Consider the following 24,268-nt stretch of genomic DNA (forward strand, 5'->3'; position numbering starts at 1 on the left):
GGAAAAAGAAACGTCTAGTCAAGTTTGATTAGAGGCGCATCTCGAGGGGATCGGGGACCGTTCGCCACGAACCCGGATCATCGGCCATGGCGTAGGCGCCCTCAGACAGTCGCTCGCTCAGGCTCTTCGCCCACTCCAGTTCGGTGCGTGCCTGTCCCGCCCATAGTTCGGCCTGATCGCGGACGTGCTCGGGGGCGTCCCGATTGGGGTGCTCCCGCCACTTGGCCTGCTCTACGAGCTCCGCTTCCAGGCGCGCGACCCGCTCGTTGACCTGCGCGATGGCATCTGTCCTGGTCAGCATGGGCAACATGGCGATGGACGCGTTGAGCATGTCCGGGTCGTGGGTGCGCCGCAGACCGTCGCGGACCAGTTCGACGATCTCCTCGCGGCCCCGAGCTGTCGCGCGGTACAGAACGCGCTCCGGCCCGGAGTTGCCCGGCTCGGCGTGTTCGGTGAGGAGGCCATCAGCCGCCGCCTTCTTCAGCGCGTGATAAATCGAGCCGCGCTTGATCTTGGCCCAACTCTCCGCACCCCAGCTCTCCAGTTCGGACCGCACCTGGTAGCCATGCGCGCCGCCGGAGAGGTGCACGATACCGAGCACCAGGAGCTTCGTCGCCGATGTGCGCCCACCTCCGTTCAACCCTCTCGTCTCGATCGCGAGCTTTCCCATGGGTTCGATTCCTTCTCCCGTGTTGCGAACGGATTGGTTGAGCGCTAGACAAGTTTGACTACTTGGCCAGATTACACACGGAGGAAACGTCTAGTCAAGTTTGTCTAGAAGCGCTTCTCGAGGTGATCGGGGACCGTTCGCCACGAGCCCGGATCATCGGCCATGGTGTAGGCGCCCTCAGACAGTCGTTTGCTCAGGCTCTTCGCCCACTCCAGTTCGGTGCGTGCCTGTCCCGCCCACAGTTCGGCCTGATCGCGGACGTGCTCGGGGGCGACCCTGTTGGGGTGCTCCCGCCACTTGGCCTGCTCTACGAGCACCGCTTGCATGCCCGCCAGGGTGGTGTCAACTCCCACCAACACTAGGGTGCCCTCCTGGTCCGGGTGGTGTCAGCACTGACCTACAAACGGTGCTGGTGGAGACCTCCAAAGCCACACCCTCAATTCCGGCATGCGACGTATAGCAGTCAGGCAGCGGTCTGGTCGATCAACACGGCGCGAAGTTCGCTGGCGAGCAACTCGATTGCGCGTGCGTCCTGCTCCTGGGAGAGCGGGCCCAGGTCGGACGACCGTTCATCACCGATGGCCTCAGAGAGCAGTACGCCTGGCCAGGCAAGTGAGCCTGAGTTGTGCCGCTCCCTTACGCGCTCCTGGATGCGCGGGCCGAGCTGCACAGCCTGCGCGGCATCGAAGCCGATCACGAACGACACGGCACGCTCGTAGGTAGCTCGGCCCACGAACATCCCAAGCCGATGCTCCACCATGTCGACGAGGTCGGGCCACTGAAGCGGCTCACCATAGTTCTCGGATCGCCTTGTCATGCAACGGTTCTACACCAAGACGGGCTGCCGCAGCGGCGTTGCCGGGCACCTGTTGGCCCACCCAGTTCCACCGCAGGTTGTGCACGGGTCGTGCGCGGGTTCGGTGACTGCGTTTCCGTTCTTGATGCGTCTCTCCGCGATGATTGTCTGCATGTTTGTGGAGCGCATTGCGCAGTGGGGTCAAGCGACGTTTCGACCGCCTGCGGGGCAGGAGGCAATCTCGGCCTGCGCGGCGGCGCTCGGCCGGCCGTTGCCTGATGAACTGCGGGAGCTGTTGGCCGAGACGAATGGTGTTGAGGGTGAGTATGGGCTGGAGGTCCTGTGGAGTGCGGAGAGAATTCATTCCGGCAGACAGGCTGGCGAGCTGGGCTGGATCGGCGAACGGGCGTGGGTAGACCGATCATCCTGGGTCGAGGGCGGTACGGCGATCTGCGGCTAGGTGGATGAGGCGTTGGCAGCGATCTGGGCGGCTGGCCAGGCGGCGTCGTACTGGACGAAGCCGAGGAGGGCTGTCCTGTGGTGTGTTGCCACGGACGGCCGATGGTGAACAGACCGGGGACTGCTTCGACCACTCCACGCCGCTGGACTAGACGGCCACGGTCGTCGAGGGCTCCGGGGATGTGAACCCAGGTGTCGTAGCCGCGTCACGATCAGCCTCGACTTCGAGGGGCCTGGCATCGGCAAGATCCTCGTGCCGCTCCTGGTCAAACCCCAGTCACGCCAGGAAATGCAGCTCAACATGGTTCGGCTGAAGGCACGCCTCGAAGCCGAGTAGATCAACCAGCCCGCCATTTCCGCCGCAGGTTGTGCCGGGCTCGTGTTGACAGGTCGGCAGGACTGGTGCGGATTCAGGGATCAGCACGGCGGCGGACGGTGATGGCTCAGGCCGTGACCTGCTACTCGAGCGCATTGAAGGCGTCGGCGGCCGCGTGCTCTTCGAAGTGCGCGTAGTCCAGCGTTTGTCCCGCTGACTGACCGAGCCTCTTCGTTGTTGGCTCCGGACACACAAGAGCCCAGGTCAGCGGGCTGATCCTGGGCCTCTACGTGGCGCGCTCGGAGCGATTCGCCCCTCAACCTTCTGATCCGTCTGACCCCTGCACGTCCGGCTCGCCCCGCCGCCCGACATGGCTCAGGTCTGGATGGTGCCCGCCTCATGCCCCGCACCTGAAGCAGCCATTCGATCACAAAGTGTGACCTTCTGACCTTGTAGCGTGATCGATCACGCTGATTCTCCAGCTTGATTGGCTGATACGAAAGGATGTCCATGGTTCAGCAGTGGATTCTTGCGTTCGACGCATCGTGCGGAACGTGCACCAGCGTCTCCGATGCGGTTGCGGAAGCATGCGGGCCGGGTCTGGAGATCAGACCGCTGGGGGACGCCGACATACAGACCCTCCGGGTTCGGGCGTTGGGCCCTGACCCGGTGTGGGCACCGACCCTGCTGCGGGTGGACGGCGATCGGGTCCGGGCATGGACCGGGCGTGCGATCGCGGTTCCACTCGCCCGTCGACTCGGGCCGGTCGCGAGCGCCCGGGTCATCCAGGCACTGGGGAGGCTTCGCCGCCGCGCTGACGGCCGGGCCGATGAACTACCGGGCGCCCCGACCGGTACGGCGCAGCTCAGCCGGGCGCACTTCCTGCGGCTGTCGGGTGGGGTCGGCGTCATCGCAGGCATGGCCCTGACCGGCACGATGCCTGCCTTTGCCGACATCGAGAAGCAATCGGCCCGGGACTGGGTCGCGGCAAACCGGGCGGCCCTGCCCGATACTTACGAGACCTTCGCGAAGTATCCGCTGACCTTCCGTCGCGAGATCTTCACCGCTTCCGCGTCCGAGGTGCGCAGCCGGCTGTGGACAGCCCATCTCGATCAGTTCCGCGCCGCCCGGCCCAGCCTCACTCCCGAGCAGCACAAGGTCCTCGACGAAGCCCGTGCCCTCGTCGCCCGGCACGAGATCTGGGAACCGGAGCAGGCTGGGCGGTCCGCCGACACGACGAGACTCCGCGCCCTGAAGGATGCGGCGATCGAAGCATTCGGCAAGCCGGAGGCGTACGCCGCGATCGCGACGCTCGGCCCCGCCCCTGCCGGGCCGACCCAGAAGGCGACAACCGGCACCGCGGACACCTGCCCCTGCGCTACCAACGATGCATGGTGCGGAAACCTGCACTGTTACCCCGAAGGCTGTGACTACCGCCCGAGCGGCTGCGGCGCTGTCTGGGTCGAACCGTGCAACGGAACCTGTCGCTGAACCATCCACCCAGCCCGTCCCCCGGAGTCACCTCTAGCGCCTCCGGGGGACGCAGGGGGTCGAACGGTGCCGCATCACCGACGTCAGCGCCGAGTCGGCCGACGATCTGTTCGCGGCAAGTGAGCTGGTCACTGCGCCGCCGCCTTGACGAGGAAGACCTACGTCCATGCGAGCGACGACGACCTCGAAGAAGGAGCCAAGGCGCGCTCGCCAAGCTCCACGCCATCAAGTTCACCCAGCGGGCTGTGACCAAAGGTGGCCAACCTGGCTGGAAGGCTCGCTCCGGACATCGGCTGAACGCTCCTGGGAAACACAAAAGCCCAGGTCAGCGGACTGATCCTGGGCCTTCAAGTTTGCGCGCTCGGAGGGATTCGAACCCCCAACCTTCTGATCCGTAGTCAGATGCTCTATCCGTTGAGCTACGAGCGCCGGGCAACGTCGAGTAACGATACAGGGAGGTGGCGGGTCGATGCTAATCGGGGGTGGGGAGGGGGCTCTAGGGTCCGTTGTATGGGTATTGAGGACTTGCTGGGTGGGCGGGATCTGGGGGATGTGAAGAAGGCGGTCGGGTTCGTGATGGAGAACTCGGACGACTTCCAGAAGGTGCTGGATCTGGTGCGGGGGTTGCCTGATGGGGCTCTCGATTTCATCGGGAAGCTGCCTGAGTTGCTGAAGACCATCGGGTCTGGGTTGGCCGAGGCGGGGGAGCAGGCTGGGAAGGCTGCTGGGGCCTTGGTGGGGGATGACGGGGAGGGCGGGGCTCGGAAGGCGCTCAGTGGGAGTGCTACGACGATGCATGCGGCCAAGGACCGGTTGAACGATGCGGCGGGGATGTTGGCGGGGCTGGCTGGGGAGCTGGACAAGATTCCGGGGATCGGGGATGCGGCGGCCAAGAAGCTGAACGACGGGAGTGGGCAGGTGGGCGGGGTCGCGACGGAGATCGAGAGCCTGGCCGGGAACCTGCAGGATCTGTCGGGGATCCTGGCGACCGTCGGGGATGCGTTGAAGGGGCTCGGGACGAAGTTGAGCGAGTCCGGTGGGTCGGTGCAGAAGCTGCTCGACTGATCGAGCGGTCGGTAAGGACACGTAGAGGTCGGTGCCGCGTGGGTGGTTTGGGCGCGGCGTGTGCTCGCGGGGGTGGGGGCGCGGGGAGTACTACGTGTCGTTGGCTACGGCTCGGAGGACCCGGCGCTGGCTAGGGTCGCGGGTATGGGCAGTCGGTTGGTTCGAGGTACGGCGATCGCGGCCGGGGTGGCTGCGGTGGTCGGGGCCGGGGTTGGGTTTGCGCTGGGGAAGCCGGTGCAGGACGAGGACGTGGTGCCGGCCAGGCGGTTGGCCGCGGATGTCTGTGAGCGGCTCGGGGACGTGTCGGCGCTGTTGCCTAAGGCATCGAATGCGCGGTTGGTGCGTGCGGGGACGGATGCGGTGACGTGTTCGGCGGGGGTGAGCCGGCGGCAGGCCTCGACGTTCTCGACGGCGACGGTGAAGGTGACGATCACCCCGTACGGCGGGAAACTCGCGGCGGCCGGTGAGGCGCCGTACACGCCGGAGGCGATGGCGCGGAAGGCGTTCGAGCGGTCGCCGTTGAAGGCGATTCCGGGGCGGCCTTATTCGACCAAGGGCGATCGGACGGCGAACGGGCTGGCCGGTGAGTCGTTCACGACCCGGGTGCTCGTGCAGCGCGCGGATGTCGTCGTACTGGTGGAGTACACGGCCAACCCGGTGCTGGAGGAGACCGCGCAGCAGGCGGCGACGGTCTTGGCGGACCGGGCGATCTGGGAGACGAAGTGAACGCGCCGGAGATTGCCGGGTACCTGTTCGAGCAGCTGCTGCTGGAGCACCCGCTGGCGGAGGTGTGGCGCGGCCGGTCCTCCACCGGGATGGAGGTGGTCGCGCTCGTGCTGACCGAGGCAGGCGCGCGGGAGCAGGTGGTGCAAGACCGCCTGGTGCAGGCCGGCCGGGACGCCGCGCTGGAGCCGGGCCAGCAAGAGACGCCCCTGTGGGCGGCGAACTTCAACGCCACACGCCCGTACGCGATCACACAGCTCGTCCCGGGCCAGTCCGGTGCGGAGCGGGTCATCGATCCGCTCGACGGAGTCATCGGGAACGACGACGAGTCCCTCCAGGCAGTGCGCACACTACTAAGCCAGTACGGCGCAGTCGTGCCACCCACCACCCCCGAATTCCCCTCCTACATCGGCAGTACACCGAGTGGCGAGCCAAATAATCCAACGCAACCCAAAGCGGGCCCTGCCAGCGCCCAAGGCACAGGAGGCGGCCCCAAAAGAGAAACGAAGCTAGGCGGCTGGGCCTACGCCATCGCCGCGCTCGCAGTCCTCTTAGCCTTCACCATCACCTATTCACTCGGTGCCGCAGTAGGCAGCGCAGTCAAAGACGAGCCCGCCGCATCCCCACCGCCCCCGGCGGTCAGCCCGGCACCGCTCCCCGCCACAGTCCTGCTGCCCGCCTTGCCGAAAATCACGACCGCGCCGTACAAGCGGCCGGACGGCAAGCCAGGCCTGCTCGGAGCGACGTACGAAGCAGGCGCTGACCTGCAGGTGATCACGAATGCAGATCTGCCGTTCGCGCTCGGCTGGCCGCGGCCCCCAGCGGTGGCGCTCCTCGGGGAGTCGTCGAAGGTTGCCTACCGGCGGATCCAGACCGACGAGTCGTCGACCGGCCGGAAGGTTCCGCCGGACCTGCGGATCGCGCTGAGCGCCTGCGCGGACCTGGCGGACTGCCTCAAGGACCGGGCCGCGTTCGACCAGGAGTGGACGAAGGTCTACAAGTCACCGGCCCCGACCGTCGCCAAGGACGAGCGGACCTGGCTGACCGTCCACGACGAGCCGTACGCGCTGATGATGACGCGGGCGTTCCAGAGTGGCGGACAGTGGTGGCTGGTCGGAGCGGCTGTGACTGGTCGGCCGGGCGAGGAAGGCGACGTACAGCGGGTGCTGAACGACATCTGGCGGCAGACCAGCTGATCCACCGCAAGATCTTCACCGAACGGCCCGCGTCCCGACGCGGGCCGTTCTCTTTTTCACAAGCACAACCGGAAAGCGGTTGTCGGCAAAACTTTGTGACCGGGTTCACGTTCAACGGGTTCACAGCGGGCATTGTCGTCGCGTACCGTTAGTACCACTTGCACACTGGTATGCGTCCACTGCAATCACTGGTATGCGACACATCACACCGCCAGTCCGCTGGATCGAACCGCCGGAGACCCCGGCGGCCGGTGCCGTACCCGTTGCCTCAGCGTCGAGGACCCGGAGCGGCCGCCGGGCCGACAGCTGAGAGGGAATGAGCCGCCGATGACGACCACCGCCAGCCCGACCCACACCGCCGACCTCACCGAGACTGCGCCGTCTGAGACTGCGCCGACCGAGACCGTGTCCGCCGCCAGGATCACCGCGGCGTACGACCTGTCCGGCGCACCGACGCAGCACGCGGGCCTGCTGGCATGGGTGGCCGAGGTCGCCGAGCTGACGCAGCCGGACGCCATCCACTGGGTGACCGGCTCCGACGAGGAGTACGGCGTACTGACGCAGGGGCTCATCGACGCCGGCACCATGGTCCGCCTCAACGAGGCGAAGAAGCCGAACTCGTTCTGGGTGCGCACCGACCCCAGTGACGTCGCCCGCGTCGAGCAGCGGACCTTCATCTGCTCCGTGGACGAGAAGGACGCCGGTCCGACCAACAACTGGATGGACCCGGCCGAGATGAAGACCCTGATGACGGGTCTCTACCGCGGTTCGATGCGCGGCCGGACCATGTACGTCGTTCCGTTCTGCATGGGCCCGTTGACCGCGGAGACCCCGATGTTCGGTGTCGAGATCACCGACTCGGCCTACGTGGTCGGGTCGATGCGGATCATGGCGCGCACCGGTTCCGACGTACTGGCGAAGATGGGCACCGACGCGAAGTACGTGCCCTGCCTGCACTCGGTCGGCGCACCGCTCGCGCCGGGGCAGCAGGACGTGCCGTGGCCGTGCAACGACGAGAAGTGCATCGTGCAGTTCCCCGAGGAGCGGACGATCTGGTCCTACGGCTCCGGGTACGGCGGCAACTCGCTGCTCGGCAAGAAGTGCTACTCGCTGCGGATCGCGAGCGCGATGGCGCGCGACGAGGGCTGGCTGGCCGAGCACATGCTGATCCTGAAGCTGATCTCGCCGGAGAAGAAGGTCCACTACATCGCGGCCGCGTTCCCGAGCGCGTGCGGCAAGACCAACCTGGCGATGCTCGACCCGACGCTCGAGGGCTGGGAGGTCGAGACGCTCGGCGACGACATCGCCTGGATGCGGTTCGGCAAGGACGGCCGCCTGTACGCCGTCAACCCGGAGTTCGGTCTGTTCGGGGTGGCGCCGGGGACCGGCTGGAAGACGAACCCGAACGCGATGCGCACGATCGAGAAGGGCAACTCGGTCTTCACGAACGTCGCCCTGACCGACGACGGTGACGTCTGGTGGGAGGGCTACTCGCCGACCCCGCCGGACCACCTGACCGACTGGAAGGGCCGCGAGTGGACGCCGGCCTCGAGTGAGCTGTCGAGTCACCCGAACAGCCGGTTCTGCACCCCGATCGAGCAGTGCCCGATCCTCGCGGACGAGTACGACGACCCGAACGGCGTACCGATCTCGGCCATCATCTTCGGTGGTCGCCGGGCCACGACGGTGCCGCTCGTGACCGAGTCGCGGGACTGGGCGCACGGTGTGTTCATGGGGGCGACGCTGTCCTCGGAGACCACCGCCGCGGCCGTCGGCCAGGTCGGTGTCGTACGGCGGGACCCGATGGCGATGCTGCCGTTCCTCGGGTACGACGCGGGCCAGTACTTCGACCACTGGCTGACCGTCGGCAAGGAGAACGACGCGAGCAAGCTGCCGAAGATCTTCTACGTGAACTGGTTCCGCAAGGACGAGAACGGCAAGTTCGTCTGGCCGGGATTCGGTGAGAACGGCCGTGTGCTCAAGTGGATGATCGAGCGGATCGAGGGCCAGGCGGCCGCGGTCGAGACGCCGGTCGGATACGTGCCGGCGGCCGATGGGCTGGACGTCAGCGGGCTGGAGCTCAGCGAGAAGGAGCTGGCGATCGCGCTGGACGTGAACGCCGAGGAGTGGAAGGCCGAGATCCCGCTGATCGAGGAGTGGTTCGCCAAGCTCGGCGACACCGTCCCCGCTGAGCTGAAGGTCGAGCTCGACAACCTGAAGGCCCGCCTGGGCTGAGCAGTCTCCGCCGCCGAGTCGGAAGCCGGCAGCGGTAAGCACGCGGCGCCCTGGTCCCACCATGACCAGGGCGCCGCGCTGTGTGTAGCGACGGACACGTAGTGGTGGAGGCCCAGGGGTCGCCGCAGGCGTGGAGCGGCGTGCGGATGCTGTTCGCACCTGACCTCTACGTGTTCTTCCCTATGCAGATGAGTCGCTCAGCGGTGCCGCGGATGCGTAGGTTGGCGGCATGAAGATCGGTGTGATGTTGCCAGTGGGTGGGTCCGACGGGCCGACCGGGGAGATGCCGCGCTGGAGTGACGTGCGGGCGGTTGCGCAGGCCGCTGATGAGTCCGGGCTGGACTCGGTGTGGCTCGCGGACCACTTCTTCTACAAGGCTCCGGACGGGACCGTCGCCGGGATGCACGAGTCGTGGACGCTGCTGAGCGCGGTCGCGGCGGTGACCGAGCGGGTCGAGCTCGGGAACATGGTGCTCTGCTCGTCGTTCCGCGATCCGGGGCTGACCGCGAAGATGGCGGCGACGCTGGACGAGGTGTCCGCGGGCCGGCTGATTCTCGGGGTCGGTGCGGGCTGGCACGATCCGGAGTACGAGGCGTTCGGGCTGCCGACGAACTACCGGTACGCGCGGTTCGCGGAGTGGCTGGAGATCGTGGCGCGGATGGTGCGCGGCGAGACGGTCACCTTCGACGGGACCTACTACAAGACCGTCGACGCCAACCTCACCCCTGCCCCCGAGCGCCGGATCCCGATCCTGGTCGCCGGCGGCCGCCCCCGGATGCTCCGCCTGACCGCCGAGTGGGCCGACGCCTGGAACACCGCCTGGTACGGCGCTCCCGGCGAGAAGGTCCACGAGCGCCTCGCAACGTTCCGCGCCACCACCACCGAGGTAGGCAAGCCAGTCGCCATCACCGTAGGCATAGTCGTCCGAGACCCCGACCAACCCGCAGTGGACGACGCCGACCCCAACGCCTTCACAGGCACCGTCCCCGACCTCACCGAGATGCTCGCCGCCTACCGCGACCTAGGCGTAGACCACCTAATAGTCGCCACCGAACCAGCCACCCCCCGCTCCACCCACCGCCTAGCCGAAGCCAAACGCCTCCTAACCCCCTAAACCTCCAACCCCACCCGCGCCCCAACCGCCGTACCAGCGCCCCCGAGGTCCCGACCCCGCGCGAACGTCCGAAAATCCGGAGACAGCGTGTGCGGTTCCGTCGGACGTTAGCCAGTGCAGGCGGGCAACGTCCGACGATCCGGAGACGGGGTGTGCGGTTCCGTCGGACGTTAGCCAGTGCAGGCAGGCAACGTCCGACGATCCGGAGACGGGGTGTGCGGTTCCGTCGGACGTTAGCCAGTGCAGGCAATTAACGTCCGACGATCCGGAGACAGCGTGTGCGGTTCCGTCGGACGTTAGCCAGTGCAGGCAGGCAACGTCCGACGATCCGGAGACGGGGTGTGCGGTTCCGTCGGACGTTAGCCAGTGCATGCAATTAACGTCCGACGATCCGGAGACCACGCCTGCGGTTTCTTCGGACGTTAGCGAGCGAGGGCGGCCCCGGCCGCACCCGAGCGACGGCGGTGAGCCTGGCTGCGGCACCCGCCCGCCCGCGCCCCGCAGCCGCGCCCCGCAGTCGCGCTGCGGCGGGCGAGGGGCGCGACTGGGCGGGGGGTCCGGGGGCGAAGCCCGCCGGGTGGGGCCTGGGGGCTTCGCCCCCAGAAAAGGCCGAAGCGCCCCCGTCCACGCTTTCCGTGGACAAGGGCGCTGCAGGCGCGGAGGCGGCGAGATTTGAACTCGCGAGAGGGGTTACCCTCAACCCGCTTAGCAGGCGGGCGCCATCGACCGGACTAGGCGACGCCTCCTCCGACGTGCCCACCGAAAAGCTGGTGGTGGGCCGACGACGACCAAGACTATCCGTTGACGGGGCTCGGCGGCAAAGTGGGTCCGGGGCGGCGGTTTGGGAGTGTGGGCTGACCCGTGTGTAACCTGGCGTGCACCGACGGGGGTCGCCAGCACATGCCAACCTAACGGCGGGCGTGGGCGTCATAGGTACTGTGGGTCGCTTCGGTGACCCGCAGAGTGCCACCACGTCGTCGATCAGGGAAACGGAGCCATGTCGCGGAGTACTCGCGCCGCCGGACGGAGGTCCGCGCCCAAGGCCAGTCGGTCCAAGCACCGCACGCCGCGTGCCCGGACGACGTCCAAGGCCATCGGTCTCACCCTGCTCAGCGCGCTGGTCCCCGGCTCCGGGCTGGTGATGGGCGGCCGGACGAAGCTCGGTGCTTTTGTCCTGACGATCACCGGCGGGCTGCTGCTGGTCGCCGCGTACGTCGGTCTCACCCAGCGCGACTCGGTGCTCGCTCTGCTCGTGTCGCCGCGACAGCTGTTGATCGCGACCGCGGCCGTGGTCGTGCTCGGCGTCCTCTGGATCTGGGTCGTCGTCGCCTCGCACAAGCTGCTGCGACCGGTCACCATGACGTATACCGGCCGGCTGGCGGGCTCATTGTTCGTCGGCCTGCTGTGTTTCTCGATCGCGGTCCCGACGACGGTGGCGGCGCAGACGGTGATGGCGCAGCGCGACCTGGTCGGCAGCGTGTTCCAGTCCGAGGACAACTCGAAGAGTGCGACCCGCCCGAAGGTGGACAAGGCGGATCCGTGGGCGAAGACCCCGCGGCTCAACCTGCTGCTCCTCGGCGCGGACGACGGCGCCGACCGCACCGGTGTCCGCACCGACACGGTGATGGTGGCCAGCATCGACACCAAGACCGGTGACACGGCCCTGATCTCGCTCAGCCGGAACTGGATGCGGATGCCGTTCCCGGAGAGCTCGCCGCTGCACAAGATCTACCCCGACGGCTTCTGGAACCCGAGCCTCGGCAACGTCGAGCAGCCCGAGTACTACCTGGACTCGATGTACGACAACGTCCCGAAGGAGCACCCCGGCGTACTGGGCGCGACCGACAACATGGGCGCGGACGTCGTGAAGCTGGCCGCGGGATCGGCGCTCGGCCTCGACATCGACTACTACATGCAGATCAACCTGGCCGGCTTCCGCAAGATCATCGACGCGATCGGTGGCATCACCGTGAACGTCAACTACAAGGTGCCGATCGGCGGCGACTACGGCGCCGGACCGGGCACCCGGGGCGCGAAGAAGCCGTCCGGCTACATCCAGCCCGGCCCGAACCAGAAGCTCGACGGCTACCACGCCCTCTGGTTCGCCCGCGGCCGCTACGGCCTGAGCGACCCGTCGCGGCAGGAGCGCCAGCGCTGCACGATCCACGCGCTGGTGAACAGCGTGAACCCGGCCACCCTGGTGACGAAGTACCAGCAGATCGCCTCGGCCAGCAAGGACCTGCTGCGTACCGACATCCCGCAGGAGATCCTGCCGGCGTTCATCGAGCTCGGCCTGAAGGTGAAGTCGGCGAAGGTCGCGAACGTGGACCTGGACAAGAGCAAGAACTTCCCGACCGGCAAGAACCCGGACTACACGGCCATGCAGGAGATCGTCGAGAAGGCGATCGCCCCGAAGACCAAGCCGATCGCCTCGACCCCGTCGACGACGCCGACGAAGAAGGCGACCACCGGCACGAAGAAGCCGGTGAAGCCGACCACCACCCCGGGCGCGGCCCAGGACCTGAACGACGCCTGCGCCTACGACCCGACCCAGACCGGGACGAACTGACAAGAACTGGTCAATTCGGGACTGGTCCCACCTCTTCGGGGAAGAATGGTCTCCACCGAAGAGGCTGGGGGGCAACACATGCGCCGAATGATGGCGATAGCGGTTGGTACGGCGTTGGCCGTGGCGGGGTGCAGCGGGGAACCGGAGAGCAGCAAGCCGCTGCCGTCGGCGACGAGCACCGCCCCGACGGCGGAGCCGACCACTCCGACACCGACACCGACACCGCAGACGTCCACAACTCCGACGGTGACGTCGCTGAGTCCGGTGGGCTACCGAAAAGCAATCGCGAACTCCGAGACCAACCTGATCCGCGGGGTGCAGCGGGCGATGAAAGCTCCGACGATGGCGGCCTTCGACCAGGCCAGGGCCGAGCTCGCGGACGCCATCGCCCGGCAGCGGCACGACCTCGGTCAGATCGAGCCCCCGTCGACGGCCCGCACCGGACACTCGCAGGCTCTCACCGCCTTCGACGAATACCCGGGGACCGTGACGACGAACCTGGCCAAGTCCGGCGAGACCAAGACCGGCTGCGGGCTGCCCAAGGCGGCCGCCGTCCGGCTCTACCAGGCGAAGACCGGCATCCGGGAGTCGGTCATCGCGCTGTCGACGGAGGTCAACAAGAGCCTTGGCAAGGGCACCAACTACGGCCTCCGGATGACACCGCCGGCGCTCAAGCCGCCGCCGCAGATGACCGGCCGGGGTTCGAACGGCCAGATCATCCAGCGGTCCGGTGCGCGTGGGGCCGGGACGCTGCAGATCACCAACAACGGCTCCGCGGACGTCGTGGTCGTGGTCGCGAACAGCGTGCCGCGCCAGCCGCAGGTGACGATCTACGTCCGCCACGACTCCAAGGCGAACGTGCACGGGATCCGCGGCAGCTACTGGGTGTTCTTCAAGTCCGGTACGGCGTGGGACGGCGTCAGCCGGCAGTTCACCGAGGACTGCTCGTTCTCCAAGTACGACGACCGCTTCGACGGCAAGTTCGACTGGACGATCACGCTCTCCCCGGTGATCGGCGGCAACGCGTCCACCTCGGACGTCGACCCGTTCTGAGCGCCGACCGGGCCGATGGGATCATGGCCCGATGCGGACGACGACGTACCGGATGCGGTCAGGGCGATTTCTCGGGGTCCTGGCCGCAGGGCTGATCATTCTCGGCGTGACCGCGATCGCGTGGGCGTTCGGAGCGCCGCGGGTCGTGGTCACGGTGCTCCTGGTGCTGGGCGGTCTGGTCGCGCTGGCCGGGCTGTGGATCGTGGCCCGGCCGCCCGTCGTACTGCGGCTGCGTGACGACTCGATCGAGGTCCGCGGGGTGAAGACCGGCTGGACCGACATCACCGAGGTCGGACGGGTCGAGACGACGCATGGCGCCGCACTCGCGCTGCGGACCAAACGGCCGGACGACACCGTGCTGCTGCCGCTGTCCTGGCTGGCGCCGAAGCAGGTGCCGAAGCTGGAGACCACGCTGCGCGACAGGTTGAATACCGCGCACGGCTACACCATCTGGGACGGTACCGCCGCGGACCCTGCCGCTCCCGCAGAATGACCTAGACCCATCAGAGTGAGGAGCTGTCGGTGCTGTCCTTCGATCTGTCGTACGACGAACTGCTGACCTACCAGGGCACGAACCCGCGGCCGGCGGACTTCGACCAGTTCTGGGAGAAGGCGCTGCTCGAGCTGGACGGAACGGATCCGGAGGCCGAGTTCGCCGACGCCGTCGACTTCCCGTTGACCACGGCAACCGCTCAGCACCTGTACTTCACCGGCACCGGCGGCTACCGCGTGCACGCGAAGGTGATCCGCCCGAACGAGCCGACCGGTCCCGCCGTACTGATCTTCCATGGGTACGGCGGTGAGCAGCCGAACTGGGTCGACCTGCTGGCGTATGCCGCGCGCGGGTACACCGTGGCCGCACTGGATGTCCGGGAGCAGGTCGGCTTCCGGACCGTCTCGCAGATGGCGAACCACTTCGACCTGCACAGCCACCTCGTGCACGGTCTCGACGCCGGTCCGGACGGTCTGCTCTACAAGCACGTGTTCCTGGACACCCGGCGGCTCGCGGACCTGATCGGCGCGCTGCCCGAGGTGGACGAGACCCGGATCGCGACGACCGGCTGGAGCCAGGGCGGCGGGCTCAGCCTGGTGGCGGCCGCGTTGACACCGAGCATCAAGTACGTCGCCAGCGTGTTCCCGTTCCTGTGCGACTACCAGCGCACCTGGGACCTGAATCTGGACAAGGGCCCGTACAACGAGATCGTCACCTGGTTCAAGAAGCGGGACCCGCGTCACCTGCGTCAGGACGAGGTGTTCAACACCCTCGGGTACATCGACGTCCAGCACCTCGCCCCGCGGATCCGCGCCGAGGTCACGCTGTTCATCGGCCTCGAGGACCAGACCTGCCCGCCGTCGACGCAGTTCGCGGCGTACAACCGGATCACCTCGACCAAGGAACTCCGGGCCTACCCGGATCTCGGTCACGACGATCTGCCCGGGGCGCACGACGACATCTACCAGCTCATCGGGGCCAAGCTCTGAGCCCACTGGCGGGGCTCAGGTCGGAATCCAGACCGGCCACCACGGCGGGACGTTGCCCGGGCAGATGCCAGGTGACGCGGCTGGGGTGCCCTGCCAGGAGTAGAGCGCCAGGTCGGCGATCGCGATCGCGATGGCGGCTGCGATCAGTCCCATGAACAGGGTCTTGCCTGCGTAGCGGTAGGCGATGGTGAAGAGCAGCAGGTTGACGATCAGGGCCAGTGGCAGGCCCAGGAAGAGCAGGGTCAGGCCGTTGGGCATCGGCCCGGCCACGTCCACCTTGCACTCTTTCCACGACCGAGAGGTCAGCACTACGAGGCCGAACGCGGACCCGCCACCGACCACGATCGTCAGGAACGACTCGACCTTGCCACCCTTCGAGAACAACGCCATGTGATCACCGTAGGCGATCGAGGGCCTCAGCGATGCCTGCGTCGCCGATAGCGCCGTTGCCGGGGAAGAGGCGTTGCCAGGAGGTGGCTCGGGTGAGGCTGCCGAGCTGCCACGCGAGGTCGGCGGCGCGGCGAAGAGTGCGGCTGTCGCCGGGCCAGTGTTCGAGGTAGGCGTCGCGCAGGCGCGGGATGACCTCGGGGCCGAGCTCGTGGGCGGCGCGCTCGATGGGGACGAGCAGGCTGCAGAAGGGATGGGCGACGACGGCGTCACCCCAGTCGAAGAACGTGTAGCGGTCGCCGGTGAAGATCTGGTTCTCGTGCAGGTCGGCGTGGTCGATCGTGTCGGGGATGCCGAAGGACGCGAGCTCGGTGCACCACTCGACGAGCTCGGGGCGGAGCTTGCGGAGGCGCTGGTCGGCTCCGGCCAGCTGATCGAAGAGCTCGGGCAGTACGGCGGGTCGCCCGTCCGGTACGCCGAGTTGGTCGAGCTCGTGCACGTGGTCGACGAGCGCGCGCTGGAATTCGGCGTACTGGCCGAGCGCCTCAGCCCAGTGCCGCGGTTCCCGCTCGACGTCCCTCAGCAACTGCCCACCGTCCGGGAGGAGAGACCAGCCGCGTTCGGCATCGACGGCGTACGGGGTGAGGACATGGTCGGGGACGAGCTGCGCGAGGCGTCTGGTGAGCGCGGGTTCGAAGGCGCTGCCGGCCGGATTCGCCTTGAACCACAGAGGTTCCGCGGCCTCGACCCGCACGATCACCGACCAAGGGCGCAACCGCACCCGCATCGGCCCGGTCTCCCGAATCCCGAGCTGGTCGAGCTGCTCGACCAGCCAGCCCGTCGCCTCGCGGCGCCAGGCCGCGTGGTCCCACGGCGTGCGCGCGTCGGGGTAGCTCCCGCGATCGACCTGCATCGGGACAGATAATCAGAGTCGTGGTCTATCGCGTAGGGATTTCCGGCTGGCGATACGCGCCGTGGCGCTCGGTGTACTACCCCGAGGGCCTGCCGCAGCGGTCCGAGTTGGAGTATGTGTCGCGCCGCCTCAACTCGATCGAGCTCAACGGTTCGTTCTACTCGTTGCAACGGCCCTCGTCGTACCAGCGCTGGTACGACGAAACGCCGGACGACTTCGTCTTCGCGGTCAAAGGGCCGCGGTTCATCACGCACATGAAGCGGCTCGCGGACGCCGACGCGCCTCTGGCCAACTTCTTCGCCTCCGGACTGCTTGCGCTAGGCAACAAACTCGGACCGGTGCTGTGGCAGTTGCCGGGGAACTTCCGGTACGACGGCCCGCGGCTCGACGCGTTCTTCGCCTCGTTGCCCCGGACGACTGCGGCGGCGGTCGAGCTCGCCAAGCGGCACGAGGACCGGATGCAGGATCGCGTGTACCTCGAGGCGCGCGCCGAGCAGCCGATCCGGTATGCGCTGGAGGTCCGGCATGACAGCTTCGAGAACGCCGAGTTCATCGACCTGCTCCGCGAACACAACGTGGCACTGGTCTGCGCCGACACCGCCGGCAAGTGGCCGATGCTCGACGACGTGACCGCCGACTTCGTCTACGTCCGGTTGCACGGCGCCGACGAGCTCTACGTCAGCGGGTACGACGCCAAGGGCATCGACCACTGGGCCGAGCGCGCCCGGATCTGGCACCAGGGCCGGACGCCGACCGGCGGCAAGACGGCATCCCCCGACCGCCCGCCGCGCCGGCGCCGCGATGTCTACGTCTACTTCGACAACGACGCAAAGGTCCGCTCCCCGTTCGACGCCGAGGCGCTGAGCCGCCGCCTTGAGCTGTGAGGCGGACCGCCACCACTGATCAATTGCCGTCGCAGCAGCCGATTCACGCTCAGCCGGAATCCGGGGCGGGCCGTTGGCGAGGTTTGGTGAGTGGGGGCGGTCCGCTTTCAGAAGAGCCGAACGCCGATCGGCTCTTCGAGGTCGAGGAGGAGTTGCTTGCGCTGCAGCCCGCCTGCGTAGCCGGTCAGCGAACCGTTCTTGCCGACGACGCGGTGGCAGGGGATGACGATCGAGAGCGGGTTCTGGCCGACCACCTTGCCGACGAGCTGCGCGTGGCCGCCGACCTCGGCCGCGATCTCGCCGTACGTCGTGGTGGCGCCGAACGGGATCTCCTGGAGCCGCAACCAGACCTTCAGCTGGAAGTCGTCGCCGCTCAGGGTGGTCGGGAGGTCGAAGGTGCTGCGCTCGCCGGCCAGGTACTCATCGAGCTGGCGAGCCGCCTCGGACAGCACGGGGTCGGATTCGACCCGCTCGCCGAGCGGCATCGGCTTCACCCAGTGATGGGGGAAGTAGACACCGGCCAGCGCGTTGTCCGAGGCGACCAGCGTGAGCTCACCCAGCCGGGTGCTGACAATCATGTGCCTGTTCATGCCCATGGAACGCGTCAGCACCCGAAGGTGTGAGGGGCTAGCTGTTGACCCGCTCCCGAGTCCGCTGCCGGAACTCACGCCCGATCTGCGTGACGTCCTCGTGCAGTACGTCGGTGGTGACCACCGCCGGCGAGCCGTCCGCCGGAGCGTGGATCGCCCAGGCGCCGCGCGGATCGATCACGCCGGACTCGATCCCACCGTCTGGATTGGCCGGAACCGCGAGGCTGATCCAGCAGGTGTTGTTCACCGCGATCCCGCGTGCCTGGACCGCGATGTGCTCGTGGTGCGACACCCCTGCGGTCGAGTACGACACCAGTACGCCGTCTGCGCCGAGCCGGTCGTACTCGGTGAACAGCTCGGGGAACAGCACGTCCAGTCCGAGCGCGAGCCCGAACCGGAAGCCGTCCACCTCGAAGGTCACCGGGTCCTTGCCCGGGGTGTACATCCAGGTGATCTTCGTCGTCGACATCGTGCGTTCGTCGTACCGGGCGACCACCTTTCCCTGGTCGGAGACGACGTACATGCTGTTGTGCGGACGGGCGTCGGCGACCTGGTGGATGCTCGGGAGCACCGTCCAGACGCCCAGCTCGCCGGACAGCTTCACGATGCTGTCGAACTCTTCCTGCAGGACCTTCCAGTCGGCCTTGGTCCAGTCGCTCGGACCGACCTCGTCCGGGCCGAGTGAGGACATGATCTCCTTGCACGGAAAGCAGAGCGCGCCTTCGGTGAAGTGGACCAGGCGGGCGCCGGCCGCAGCCGCCTCCCGCATCAGGACGCGGACCTCGGTGCCGCTGGACCGCAGCAGCGAGGCGTCGGAGGGGTCTCGGTGCACCGTCGATTGAGCGACGGCGATTTTCAAAGCTTTGGGCACGTCTTCTCCTGATGGAGTCGGGCGGAAGTGCCGGAGGGCAGACGTGTAGGACTCACCCGTTTTGGCGGCGCGTGCACGCACTCGCCGTTTGAGATTCCGTTGCGCTGTCATCTGGCCTTCCGCATGCGCGAACTCGATCCTCCGGCGATCCCGTCCGCTGCAGTTGACCAGGACGAGCGGCCCGAGACGAGAAGTCCCTTTGCCCCCTGCGACGAGACCGGGCCGGAGCCGGTCAACGGAGGTGAGGCGCGGGCCGCGCCAGGCCCTAATCCTTGCCCGGCTTCGGGGTCGTCGTCAATCCACACGCCGACGGACGGCATAAAGTCGGGCGTGGATGTGGTTGGTGCTGGGGTACGGGTTGACGATGATTGGGAGCCAAGGGTGAGCATTCGGGTCGGGTACAAGGCGTCGGCGGAGCAGTTCGGGCCACGGGACCTGGTGGAGTACGCCGTCCGGGCCGAGGAGCTCGGGCTCGACAGCGTGACGGTGTCGGACCACTTCCTGCCGTGGCGGCACGAGGGCGGGCACGCGCCGTTCGCGCTCGCCTGGATGGCAGCGGTCGGTGAGCGGACGAACCGGGTGCTGATCGGGACGTCGGTCCTGACGCCGACCTTCCGGTACAACCCGGCCGTGATCGCGCAGGCCTTCGCGACCCTCGGTGAGCTGTACCCGGGCCGCGTGATGCTCGGCGTCGGCACCGGCGAGGCGCTGAACGAGATCGCCGTCTCCGGCCGCGAGTGGCCCGAGTTCAAGGAGCGGTACGCGCGGCTGCGCGAGGCAGTGCATCTGATCCGCGACCTGTGGACGAAGGACGGCGTCAGCTCGGAGGGCCCGTACTACAAGACCGTCGACGCGTTCATCTACGACCGCCCGGAAGTTCCGTTGAAGGTGTACGTCGCCGCCGGCGGACCGCTGGTCGCCAAGTACGCCGGTCGCGTGGGCGACGGGTTCATCGCGACCTCGGGCAAGGGCATGGAGCTGTACACCGAGAAGCTGATCCCCGCGGTCAAGGAAGGCGCCGAGGCGGCCGGGAAGAAGTTCGAGGACGTCGACAGGATGCTCGAGGTCAAGGTCTCCTACGACCGCGACCCGGCGCAGGCGCTGGAGAACACCCGGTTCTGGGCGCCGCTGTCGCTCACCCCGGAGCAGAAGCACAGCGTGACCAGCGCGACCGAGATGGAGCGGCTGGCCGACGAGCTGCCGATCGAGCAGGTCGCGAAGCGCTGGATCGTGGCGTCCGACCCGGAAGAGGTCGTGAAGCAGTTCCTGCCCTACCTCGAGGCCGGGTTCAACCACTTCGTGGTGCACGGTCCGGGGCATGACCAGGAGCGCTTCCTGACGCAGTTCACCGAGGACGTTCTGCCGCTGTTGCGGAAACTCGAAGGCTAAAGCGGGTTGAGGTCTGGGGTCGGGCACCACACAATCGACATGTGCCCGACACCCAGATAGTCCAGGACACCGACCCGCGCTGCGCCGAGCTCGAAGCGGCCGGGTACCGGGTCGTGGGCGAGTCCTGGGCCGCGCACCTCTCGAAGCCCGATCGGGATCTGCTGGAGACCGCCGTCAGCCGCGCGACCGCCTCCGGGTTGACGCTGCGTGAGCTTGGCGCGGAGGCCGCTGAGGCGCTGCACAAGCTCGAGAAGCTCAACGAGCCGGACTATCCCGTCACGCCGGCCACGCATCGCATCGTCGGTGAGCTCGAGAAGACCCAGGCGCTCTGGCCCGAGCATCGGGTGTTCGGCGCGTTCGACCGGTCCCGGCTGGTCGGGGCGACGGTGATCCGGTCGCACAAGGGCACTGGCGACACTCGGTTCACGTCGGTGCTCGCGGCGTACCGGCGGCGTGGCGTCGGGCAGGCCGTGAAGGCCGCGTCCATCCTCGCCTTCCTGGACATCGGCATCACCCGGTTCAGTACCGGCGGCGCCGTGATCAACGACGGCAGCCTCGGGGCGAACCAAGCCCTCGGGTACGTCGTGGACGAGCGCTGGCGGTCCTACCAGCTCTGAACGGTCAGACGCTGATCGTGACCGGGCGGCTCGGCTCGGCCAGGGGATCGGTGGTCAGTCGGGCATGCCGCTCGACGTCGTACCGGGCGCCGTCGTACGCGAGGCGATGCCGCTCGACGCCCTCGGCGAGGAAGCCGGCGCTGCCGGCGACTCCGCAGGAGGCCGGGTTCGGCAGGCGGTGGCCGAGCTCGAGGCGGTACAGGCCCGCGTCGTGGTGGGCCCAGTTGGCGAGCGCTCGGAGAGCGTCCCGGGCGACGCCTTGGCCACGGATCTCGGCGAGCGTCCAGTACCACGTCCAGCCGACCTGGTGGCGGTCGATGTTGGTCACGCCGACACAGCCGACCGGATGATCATCGGCGTCGGCCACGGCGTACACGTGACCGTTGTCGAGGTCGGCGACCCGGCCGATCCAGTCGAGCGCGGTGGCCCGGTCCACGATGCCGCCCTGGTAGACCATGTCGGGATCGGAATGTGCCTGGGCCAGGCGCAACGCGTCCGCCGTCCGCCATCGCCGAAGATCGAGCCGCCCCAGCGCGTATCCCATCCAAGAAATCTACCGCCGCGTCACGTCCACGAAACCCCACCCGGCGCGCCGCACCCCCTCCCCGCGCCCTCCCCGTGCCCTCCCGCCTCCCCGTGCCCCGGCGCGCGCCCAAAGGTGGGCCGGCTTCTCTTTGTGCGCGAAGTCCATCTTTGGGACCCCCCCAGCCATTTTCGTGAGCTCGAAGTGGTTGGTGGGGTCCCAAAGATGAGCGGGGTGCACAAAGAGCGGCGGGCTGCTCTTCGGGGGCGAGGTGGCGGGGGTGGGGGTTTGGCAGGATGGGGGGATGGGATATCTGGATTTCACGGACCAGGTGGTGCTGGTGACGGGGGCTAGCAGCGGGATCGGGGCCGCGGTGGCGGTCGGGTTCGCTGAGACGGGGGCTCGGGTGGCGGTGCATTACCACCGCAATGCGGAGGGGGCCGCGCACACCGTGGCCGCGGTCCAGACAGCAGGCGGTACGGCGTCTCTGCACCAGGCCGATCTCGCGGATCCGGGGTCGGCGGGGGCCCTGGTGGACGCGGTGATCGCCAAGCACGGGCGGATCGACGTACTGGTGAACAACGCCGGTGATCTGGTCAAGCGGTCGCCGATCGCCGACGTACCGGACGAGGAGTTCCAGCGCATTCTCGAGGTGAACCTGACCTCGGTGTTCGCGCTCAGCCGACGGATCGTCCCGGTGTTCCGGTCGCAGGGCGGTGGGGCGATCGTCAACGTCACGTCGATCGCGGCGCGGACCGGCGGCGCCGGTGGTTCGGTCGTCTACGCGACCAGCAAGGGCGCGGTCAGCACGTTCACCCGCGGCCTGGCCAAGGAGCTCGCGCCCGACAACATCCGCGTCAACGCCATCTCGCCCGGCGTCATCAGCACCCCGTTCCACGACCGCCACACCGGGTCCGACCAGATGGCCGGCATGGTCAGCACCATCCCGATGGGCCGCACCGGCACCCCGCACGAATGCGTCGGCACCGTCCTCTACCTCGCCTCGGAGCGGATGGCGTCGTACGTCACCGGCCAGATCATCGAGATCAACGGCGGCCAACTCGTGGGCTAGGGGGCCCGAAGGCCCCCTAGCGCTTAGCGAGACAAGGTGCGGTAGCGGTGGGCGGAGAGCGGTAGGAAGATCGCGGTCAGGAGCAGGGGCGCGATGATCGCCATCAGGACCGAGTGACTGCCGATCCAGGTGGTGGTGGTCGAGGGGTCCGGGTTTCCGAAGAGGGTTCGGGATGCGGTGGCGGTGGCGGAGAGCGGGCTCCACTGGGCGATCGTGCCCAGCCAGGCCGGCATCGTGGAGGTGGCGACGAAGGCGCTGGAGAGGAATCCGACCGGCCAGACCAGGACCTGCACCATCGTGAGGCTCTGGGCGTTCTTCGCCGACAGGCCGATGTAGATTCCGACCCACAGCAAGGCGAATCGCAACAACAGCAGCAGGGCGAACGCCGCGAGCGCGGACAGCAGGCCGTCATGCCAGCGCCAGCCGAGCGCGAAGCCGACCCCGGCCAGTACGGCGAGGGCCACGATCGTGTCGAGCATGTCGGCCATGCAGCGGCCGAGGACGACCGCGGCGGAGCTCATCGGGAGCGAACGGAACCGATCCGTCACGCCCTTGTCCTTGTCCTGGGTGACCGCGGTCATGGTGCCTTCGAGCCCGAACAGCATGGTCAGCGCGAAGATCCCCGGGACCAGGAGCTCGTAGTACGACTCGCCTTCGGGGAACTCCATGGCCCCGCCCAGCAGGCCGCCGAACATCAGCAGCATCAGCACCGGGAAGAACCAGGCGAACAGCATCAGCCCGGGTTGCATCCGCCAGTGCGTGAGAGTACGACGGGTGATCGTCCAGCCGTCGGCGATGGCCCAGCCGAGCGCGACTCCGCCCTTTGGTCGCTCGCTGCGCTCGCTCATGCGGCCGGTCCGGTCAGGTGCAGGAACACTTCGTCCAGCGTGGGTCTGCGTAACGTGATGTCCTCCGGTTCGATTCTTGCGTCATGCAACGAGTTCGCCATCACGGTGAGGGCGCGGGTGCGGTCCTTGACCGGAACGCTGATCCTGCTCCCCTCGACCCGGATCTCGCCGTCCGCGAGCGGCCCGGCCAGACCCAGCACCTGGTCGACGTCGGTCGGGTCGGTGAGCACCAGGTCGAGCCAGTCCGAGCCGAGCTGAGCCTTCAACTGATCGGGCGTCCCCTCCGCCACGACCTTGCCGTCCTTGAGCATCGAGATCCGGTTCGCCAGCTGATCCGCCTCCTCCAGGTACTGCGTGGTGAGCAGCACGGTCGTTCCGTTGGCGACGAGTTGCCGGATGGCCGTCCAGACCTCGAGCCGGCCGGCCGGATCCAGCCCGGTCGTCGGTTCGTCCACGAACAGGACGCTCGGCGCCACGATCAGGCTGGCGGCCAGGTCGAGCCGCCGCCGCATGCCGCCGGAGTACTTGCCGACGGCCTGGTTGGCCGCCGCGGTCAGGCTGAACTGCTCCAGCAGTTCGTCCGCACGCCGGACCGCCTTGGCGTGGCCGAGATGGTTGAGCCGGCCGAACATGGTCAGGTTCTGCCGGCCGGTCAGCACCTCGTCGATCGCCGCGTACTGCCCGACGAGCCCGATCCGGCGCCGGACCTCGGCCCCTTGGCGGCGAACGTCGTACCCGGCGACCGACGCCGTACCGGAGTCGAGCTGGAGCAGTGTGGACAGGATCCGCACCGCTGTGGTCTTGCCGGCGCCGTTCGGGCCGAGCAGGCCTGTCACGGTTCCGGCGGTGACTTCGAGATCGAAGCCGTTCAGGCCTGCCCCCTCGGTGCCGCCGCGATAGTGCTTCCGTACGTCGGCAGCCTCGATCACCTGTGGCAACGTCATTTCCCGCCTTTCACCTGGGTTGAGTCGTAGAGTGTACCGTACACTGTACGACTCAGGTACG

Annotated in this window: 25 protein-coding genes and 2 tRNA genes; 15 read left to right on the top strand and 12 right to left on the bottom strand. The window is 67.9% G+C overall.

The genetic code is table 11. The annotated features are described in order from the left end of the window. Nucleotides 1–28: 28 nt before the first annotated feature. The 3 genes from OG474_RS17990 to OG474_RS18000 form a co-directional block, all read right to left on the bottom strand. On the bottom strand, nucleotides 29–670 hold the full coding sequence (locus tag OG474_RS17990; protein ID WP_405063467.1) for a PadR family transcriptional regulator: 642 nt from the start codon (nucleotides 668–670) through the stop codon (nucleotides 29–31). Between the two features lie 104 nt (nucleotides 671–774). After that, nucleotides 775–996 (bottom strand): hypothetical protein, encoded by a 222-nt coding sequence (locus OG474_RS17995; protein WP_405063468.1) that lies wholly within the window; start codon nucleotides 994–996, stop codon nucleotides 775–777. Nucleotides 997–1,133: 137 nt separating this feature from the next. Then, the gene (locus tag OG474_RS18000) at nucleotides 1,134–1,487 is read right to left on the bottom strand and encodes a hypothetical protein (protein WP_405063469.1); all 354 of its coding nucleotides are present in this window, start codon (nucleotides 1,485–1,487) and stop codon (nucleotides 1,134–1,136) included. On the opposite strand from OG474_RS18000, the gene OG474_RS18005 reads away from it, so the two are divergent. Together OG474_RS18005 and OG474_RS18010 are read left to right on the top strand one after the other, a co-directional pair. Continuing rightward, nucleotides 1,486–1,926 carry an SMI1/KNR4 family protein gene (locus OG474_RS18005; RefSeq protein ID WP_405063470.1) on the top strand — a complete coding sequence of 147 codons (441 nt, stop codon included), beginning with the start codon at nucleotides 1,486–1,488 and terminating at the stop codon, nucleotides 1,924–1,926. The genes OG474_RS18000 and OG474_RS18005 overlap by 2 nt on opposite strands. Nucleotides 1,927–2,934: 1,008 nt before the next feature. Next, nucleotides 2,935–3,732, top strand: a complete 798-nt coding sequence (locus OG474_RS18010) for a bacteriocin fulvocin C-related protein (RefSeq protein WP_405063471.1) — start codon at nucleotides 2,935–2,937, stop codon at nucleotides 3,730–3,732. Between the two features lie 356 nt (nucleotides 3,733–4,088). On the opposite strand, the gene OG474_RS18015 is transcribed toward OG474_RS18010, so the two are convergent. Continuing rightward, nucleotides 4,089–4,161: transfer RNA gene (locus tag OG474_RS18015), tRNA-Arg, on the bottom strand. Nucleotides 4,162–4,242: 81 nt separating this feature from the next. Here OG474_RS18015 and OG474_RS18020 point away from each other — a divergent pair. The 5 genes from OG474_RS18020 to OG474_RS18040 all read left to right on the top strand — a co-directional run bounded on the left by OG474_RS18020 (nucleotide 4,243) and on the right by OG474_RS18040 (nucleotide 10,065). Then, complete coding sequence (locus tag OG474_RS18020; protein ID WP_405063472.1) at nucleotides 4,243–4,797, top strand: hypothetical protein; 555 nt, start codon at nucleotides 4,243–4,245, stop codon at nucleotides 4,795–4,797. A 144-nt stretch (nucleotides 4,798–4,941) separates the two neighbouring features. Then, entirely contained in the window at nucleotides 4,942–5,523 is a 582-nt protein-coding gene (locus OG474_RS18025; RefSeq protein ID WP_405063473.1) for a hypothetical protein, read from the top strand. Continuing rightward, nucleotides 5,520–6,716: a hypothetical protein gene (locus OG474_RS18030; RefSeq protein WP_405063474.1), complete on the top strand. Its 1,197-nt coding sequence runs from the start codon at nucleotides 5,520–5,522 to the stop codon at nucleotides 6,714–6,716. Before OG474_RS18025 ends, OG474_RS18030 begins: the two co-directional genes overlap by 4 nt. 327 nt (nucleotides 6,717–7,043) lie before the next feature. Beyond that, the gene (locus tag OG474_RS18035; RefSeq protein WP_405063475.1) at nucleotides 7,044–8,951 is read left to right on the top strand and encodes a phosphoenolpyruvate carboxykinase (GTP); all 1,908 of its coding nucleotides are present in this window, start codon (nucleotides 7,044–7,046) and stop codon (nucleotides 8,949–8,951) included. Between the two features lie 229 nt (nucleotides 8,952–9,180). Then, nucleotides 9,181–10,065, top strand: a complete 885-nt coding sequence (locus OG474_RS18040; protein ID WP_405063476.1) for an LLM class flavin-dependent oxidoreductase — start codon at nucleotides 9,181–9,183, stop codon at nucleotides 10,063–10,065. A 657-nt stretch (nucleotides 10,066–10,722) separates the two neighbouring features. Here OG474_RS18040 and OG474_RS18045 read toward each other — a convergent pair. Further along, a tRNA-Ser gene (locus OG474_RS18045) sits at nucleotides 10,723–10,811 on the bottom strand. Between the two features lie 251 nt (nucleotides 10,812–11,062). On the opposite strand from OG474_RS18045, the gene OG474_RS18050 reads away from it, so the two are divergent. The 4 genes from OG474_RS18050 (at nucleotide 11,063) to OG474_RS18065 (ending at nucleotide 15,169) form a co-directional block, all read left to right on the top strand. Beyond that, complete coding sequence (locus OG474_RS18050) at nucleotides 11,063–12,634, top strand: LCP family protein (RefSeq protein ID WP_405063477.1); 1,572 nt, start codon at nucleotides 11,063–11,065, stop codon at nucleotides 12,632–12,634. A 78-nt stretch (nucleotides 12,635–12,712) separates the two neighbouring features. Then, nucleotides 12,713–13,687, top strand: a complete 975-nt coding sequence (locus OG474_RS18055; protein WP_405063478.1) for a hypothetical protein — start codon at nucleotides 12,713–12,715, stop codon at nucleotides 13,685–13,687. Between the two features lie 31 nt (nucleotides 13,688–13,718). Beyond that, a complete protein-coding gene (locus tag OG474_RS18060) occupies nucleotides 13,719–14,180 on the top strand; it encodes a hypothetical protein (RefSeq protein ID WP_405063479.1) in 462 nt (153 codons plus the stop codon). Between the two features lie 29 nt (nucleotides 14,181–14,209). Beyond that, complete coding sequence (locus OG474_RS18065; protein ID WP_405063480.1) at nucleotides 14,210–15,169, top strand: acetylxylan esterase; 960 nt, start codon at nucleotides 14,210–14,212, stop codon at nucleotides 15,167–15,169. 15 nt (nucleotides 15,170–15,184) lie between these two features. On the opposite strand, the gene OG474_RS18070 is transcribed toward OG474_RS18065, so the two are convergent. Both OG474_RS18070 and OG474_RS18075 read right to left on the bottom strand, forming a co-directional pair. After that, nucleotides 15,185–15,559: a hypothetical protein gene (locus OG474_RS18070; RefSeq protein ID WP_405063481.1), complete on the bottom strand. Its 375-nt coding sequence runs from the start codon at nucleotides 15,557–15,559 to the stop codon at nucleotides 15,185–15,187. 4 nt (nucleotides 15,560–15,563) lie between these two features. Then, nucleotides 15,564–16,469: a phosphotransferase gene (locus OG474_RS18075; RefSeq protein WP_405063482.1), complete on the bottom strand. Its 906-nt coding sequence runs from the start codon at nucleotides 16,467–16,469 to the stop codon at nucleotides 15,564–15,566. 20 nt (nucleotides 16,470–16,489) lie between these two features. Between OG474_RS18075 and OG474_RS18080 the strand changes: the two genes are divergently transcribed. Further along, the gene (locus OG474_RS18080; RefSeq protein ID WP_405063483.1) at nucleotides 16,490–17,353 is read left to right on the top strand and encodes a DUF72 domain-containing protein; all 864 of its coding nucleotides are present in this window, start codon (nucleotides 16,490–16,492) and stop codon (nucleotides 17,351–17,353) included. 107 nt (nucleotides 17,354–17,460) lie between these two features. On the opposite strand, the gene OG474_RS18085 is transcribed toward OG474_RS18080, so the two are convergent. After that, nucleotides 17,461–17,931, bottom strand: a complete 471-nt coding sequence (locus OG474_RS18085) for a methylated-DNA--[protein]-cysteine S-methyltransferase (RefSeq protein ID WP_405063484.1) — start codon at nucleotides 17,929–17,931, stop codon at nucleotides 17,461–17,463. 49 nt (nucleotides 17,932–17,980) lie between these two features. After that, entirely contained in the window at nucleotides 17,981–18,814 is an 834-nt protein-coding gene (locus tag OG474_RS18090; protein WP_405063485.1) for a carbon-nitrogen hydrolase family protein, read from the bottom strand. Nucleotides 18,815–19,195: 381 nt separating this feature from the next. Between OG474_RS18090 and fgd the strand changes: the two genes are divergently transcribed. Together fgd and OG474_RS18100 are read left to right on the top strand one after the other, a co-directional pair. Further along, nucleotides 19,196–20,203 (top strand): glucose-6-phosphate dehydrogenase (coenzyme-F420), encoded by a 1,008-nt coding sequence (gene fgd / locus OG474_RS18095; protein WP_405063486.1) that lies wholly within the window; start codon nucleotides 19,196–19,198, stop codon nucleotides 20,201–20,203. Between the two features lie 41 nt (nucleotides 20,204–20,244). Next, nucleotides 20,245–20,820, top strand: coding sequence for a hypothetical protein (locus OG474_RS18100; protein WP_405063488.1), 576 nt, complete (start codon nucleotides 20,245–20,247; stop codon nucleotides 20,818–20,820). 4 nt (nucleotides 20,821–20,824) lie between these two features. On the opposite strand, the gene OG474_RS18105 is transcribed toward OG474_RS18100, so the two are convergent. Next, nucleotides 20,825–21,364: a GNAT family N-acetyltransferase gene (locus tag OG474_RS18105; protein WP_405063490.1), complete on the bottom strand. Its 540-nt coding sequence runs from the start codon at nucleotides 21,362–21,364 to the stop codon at nucleotides 20,825–20,827. Nucleotides 21,365–21,647: 283 nt separating this feature from the next. Here OG474_RS18105 and OG474_RS18110 point away from each other — a divergent pair, with 283 nt between their 5' ends. Continuing rightward, the gene (locus tag OG474_RS18110) at nucleotides 21,648–22,415 is read left to right on the top strand and encodes an SDR family NAD(P)-dependent oxidoreductase (protein WP_405063491.1); all 768 of its coding nucleotides are present in this window, start codon (nucleotides 21,648–21,650) and stop codon (nucleotides 22,413–22,415) included. Between the two features lie 23 nt (nucleotides 22,416–22,438). Here the strand turns inward: OG474_RS18110 and OG474_RS18115 are convergent, their stop codons facing one another. Both OG474_RS18115 and OG474_RS18120 read right to left on the bottom strand, forming a co-directional pair. Beyond that, entirely contained in the window at nucleotides 22,439–23,263 is an 825-nt protein-coding gene (locus tag OG474_RS18115; protein ID WP_405063492.1) for an ABC transporter permease, read from the bottom strand. After that, the gene (locus tag OG474_RS18120) at nucleotides 23,260–24,207 is read right to left on the bottom strand and encodes an ATP-binding cassette domain-containing protein (protein WP_405063493.1); all 948 of its coding nucleotides are present in this window, start codon (nucleotides 24,205–24,207) and stop codon (nucleotides 23,260–23,262) included. The genes OG474_RS18115 and OG474_RS18120 overlap by 4 nt, the downstream gene beginning before the upstream one ends. Between the last annotated feature and the right edge of the window lie 61 nt (nucleotides 24,208–24,268).

Source organism: Kribbella sp. NBC_01505 (genome assembly GCF_045040285.1).
Taxonomy (GTDB): Bacteria; Actinomycetota; Actinomycetes; order Propionibacteriales; family Kribbellaceae; genus Kribbella.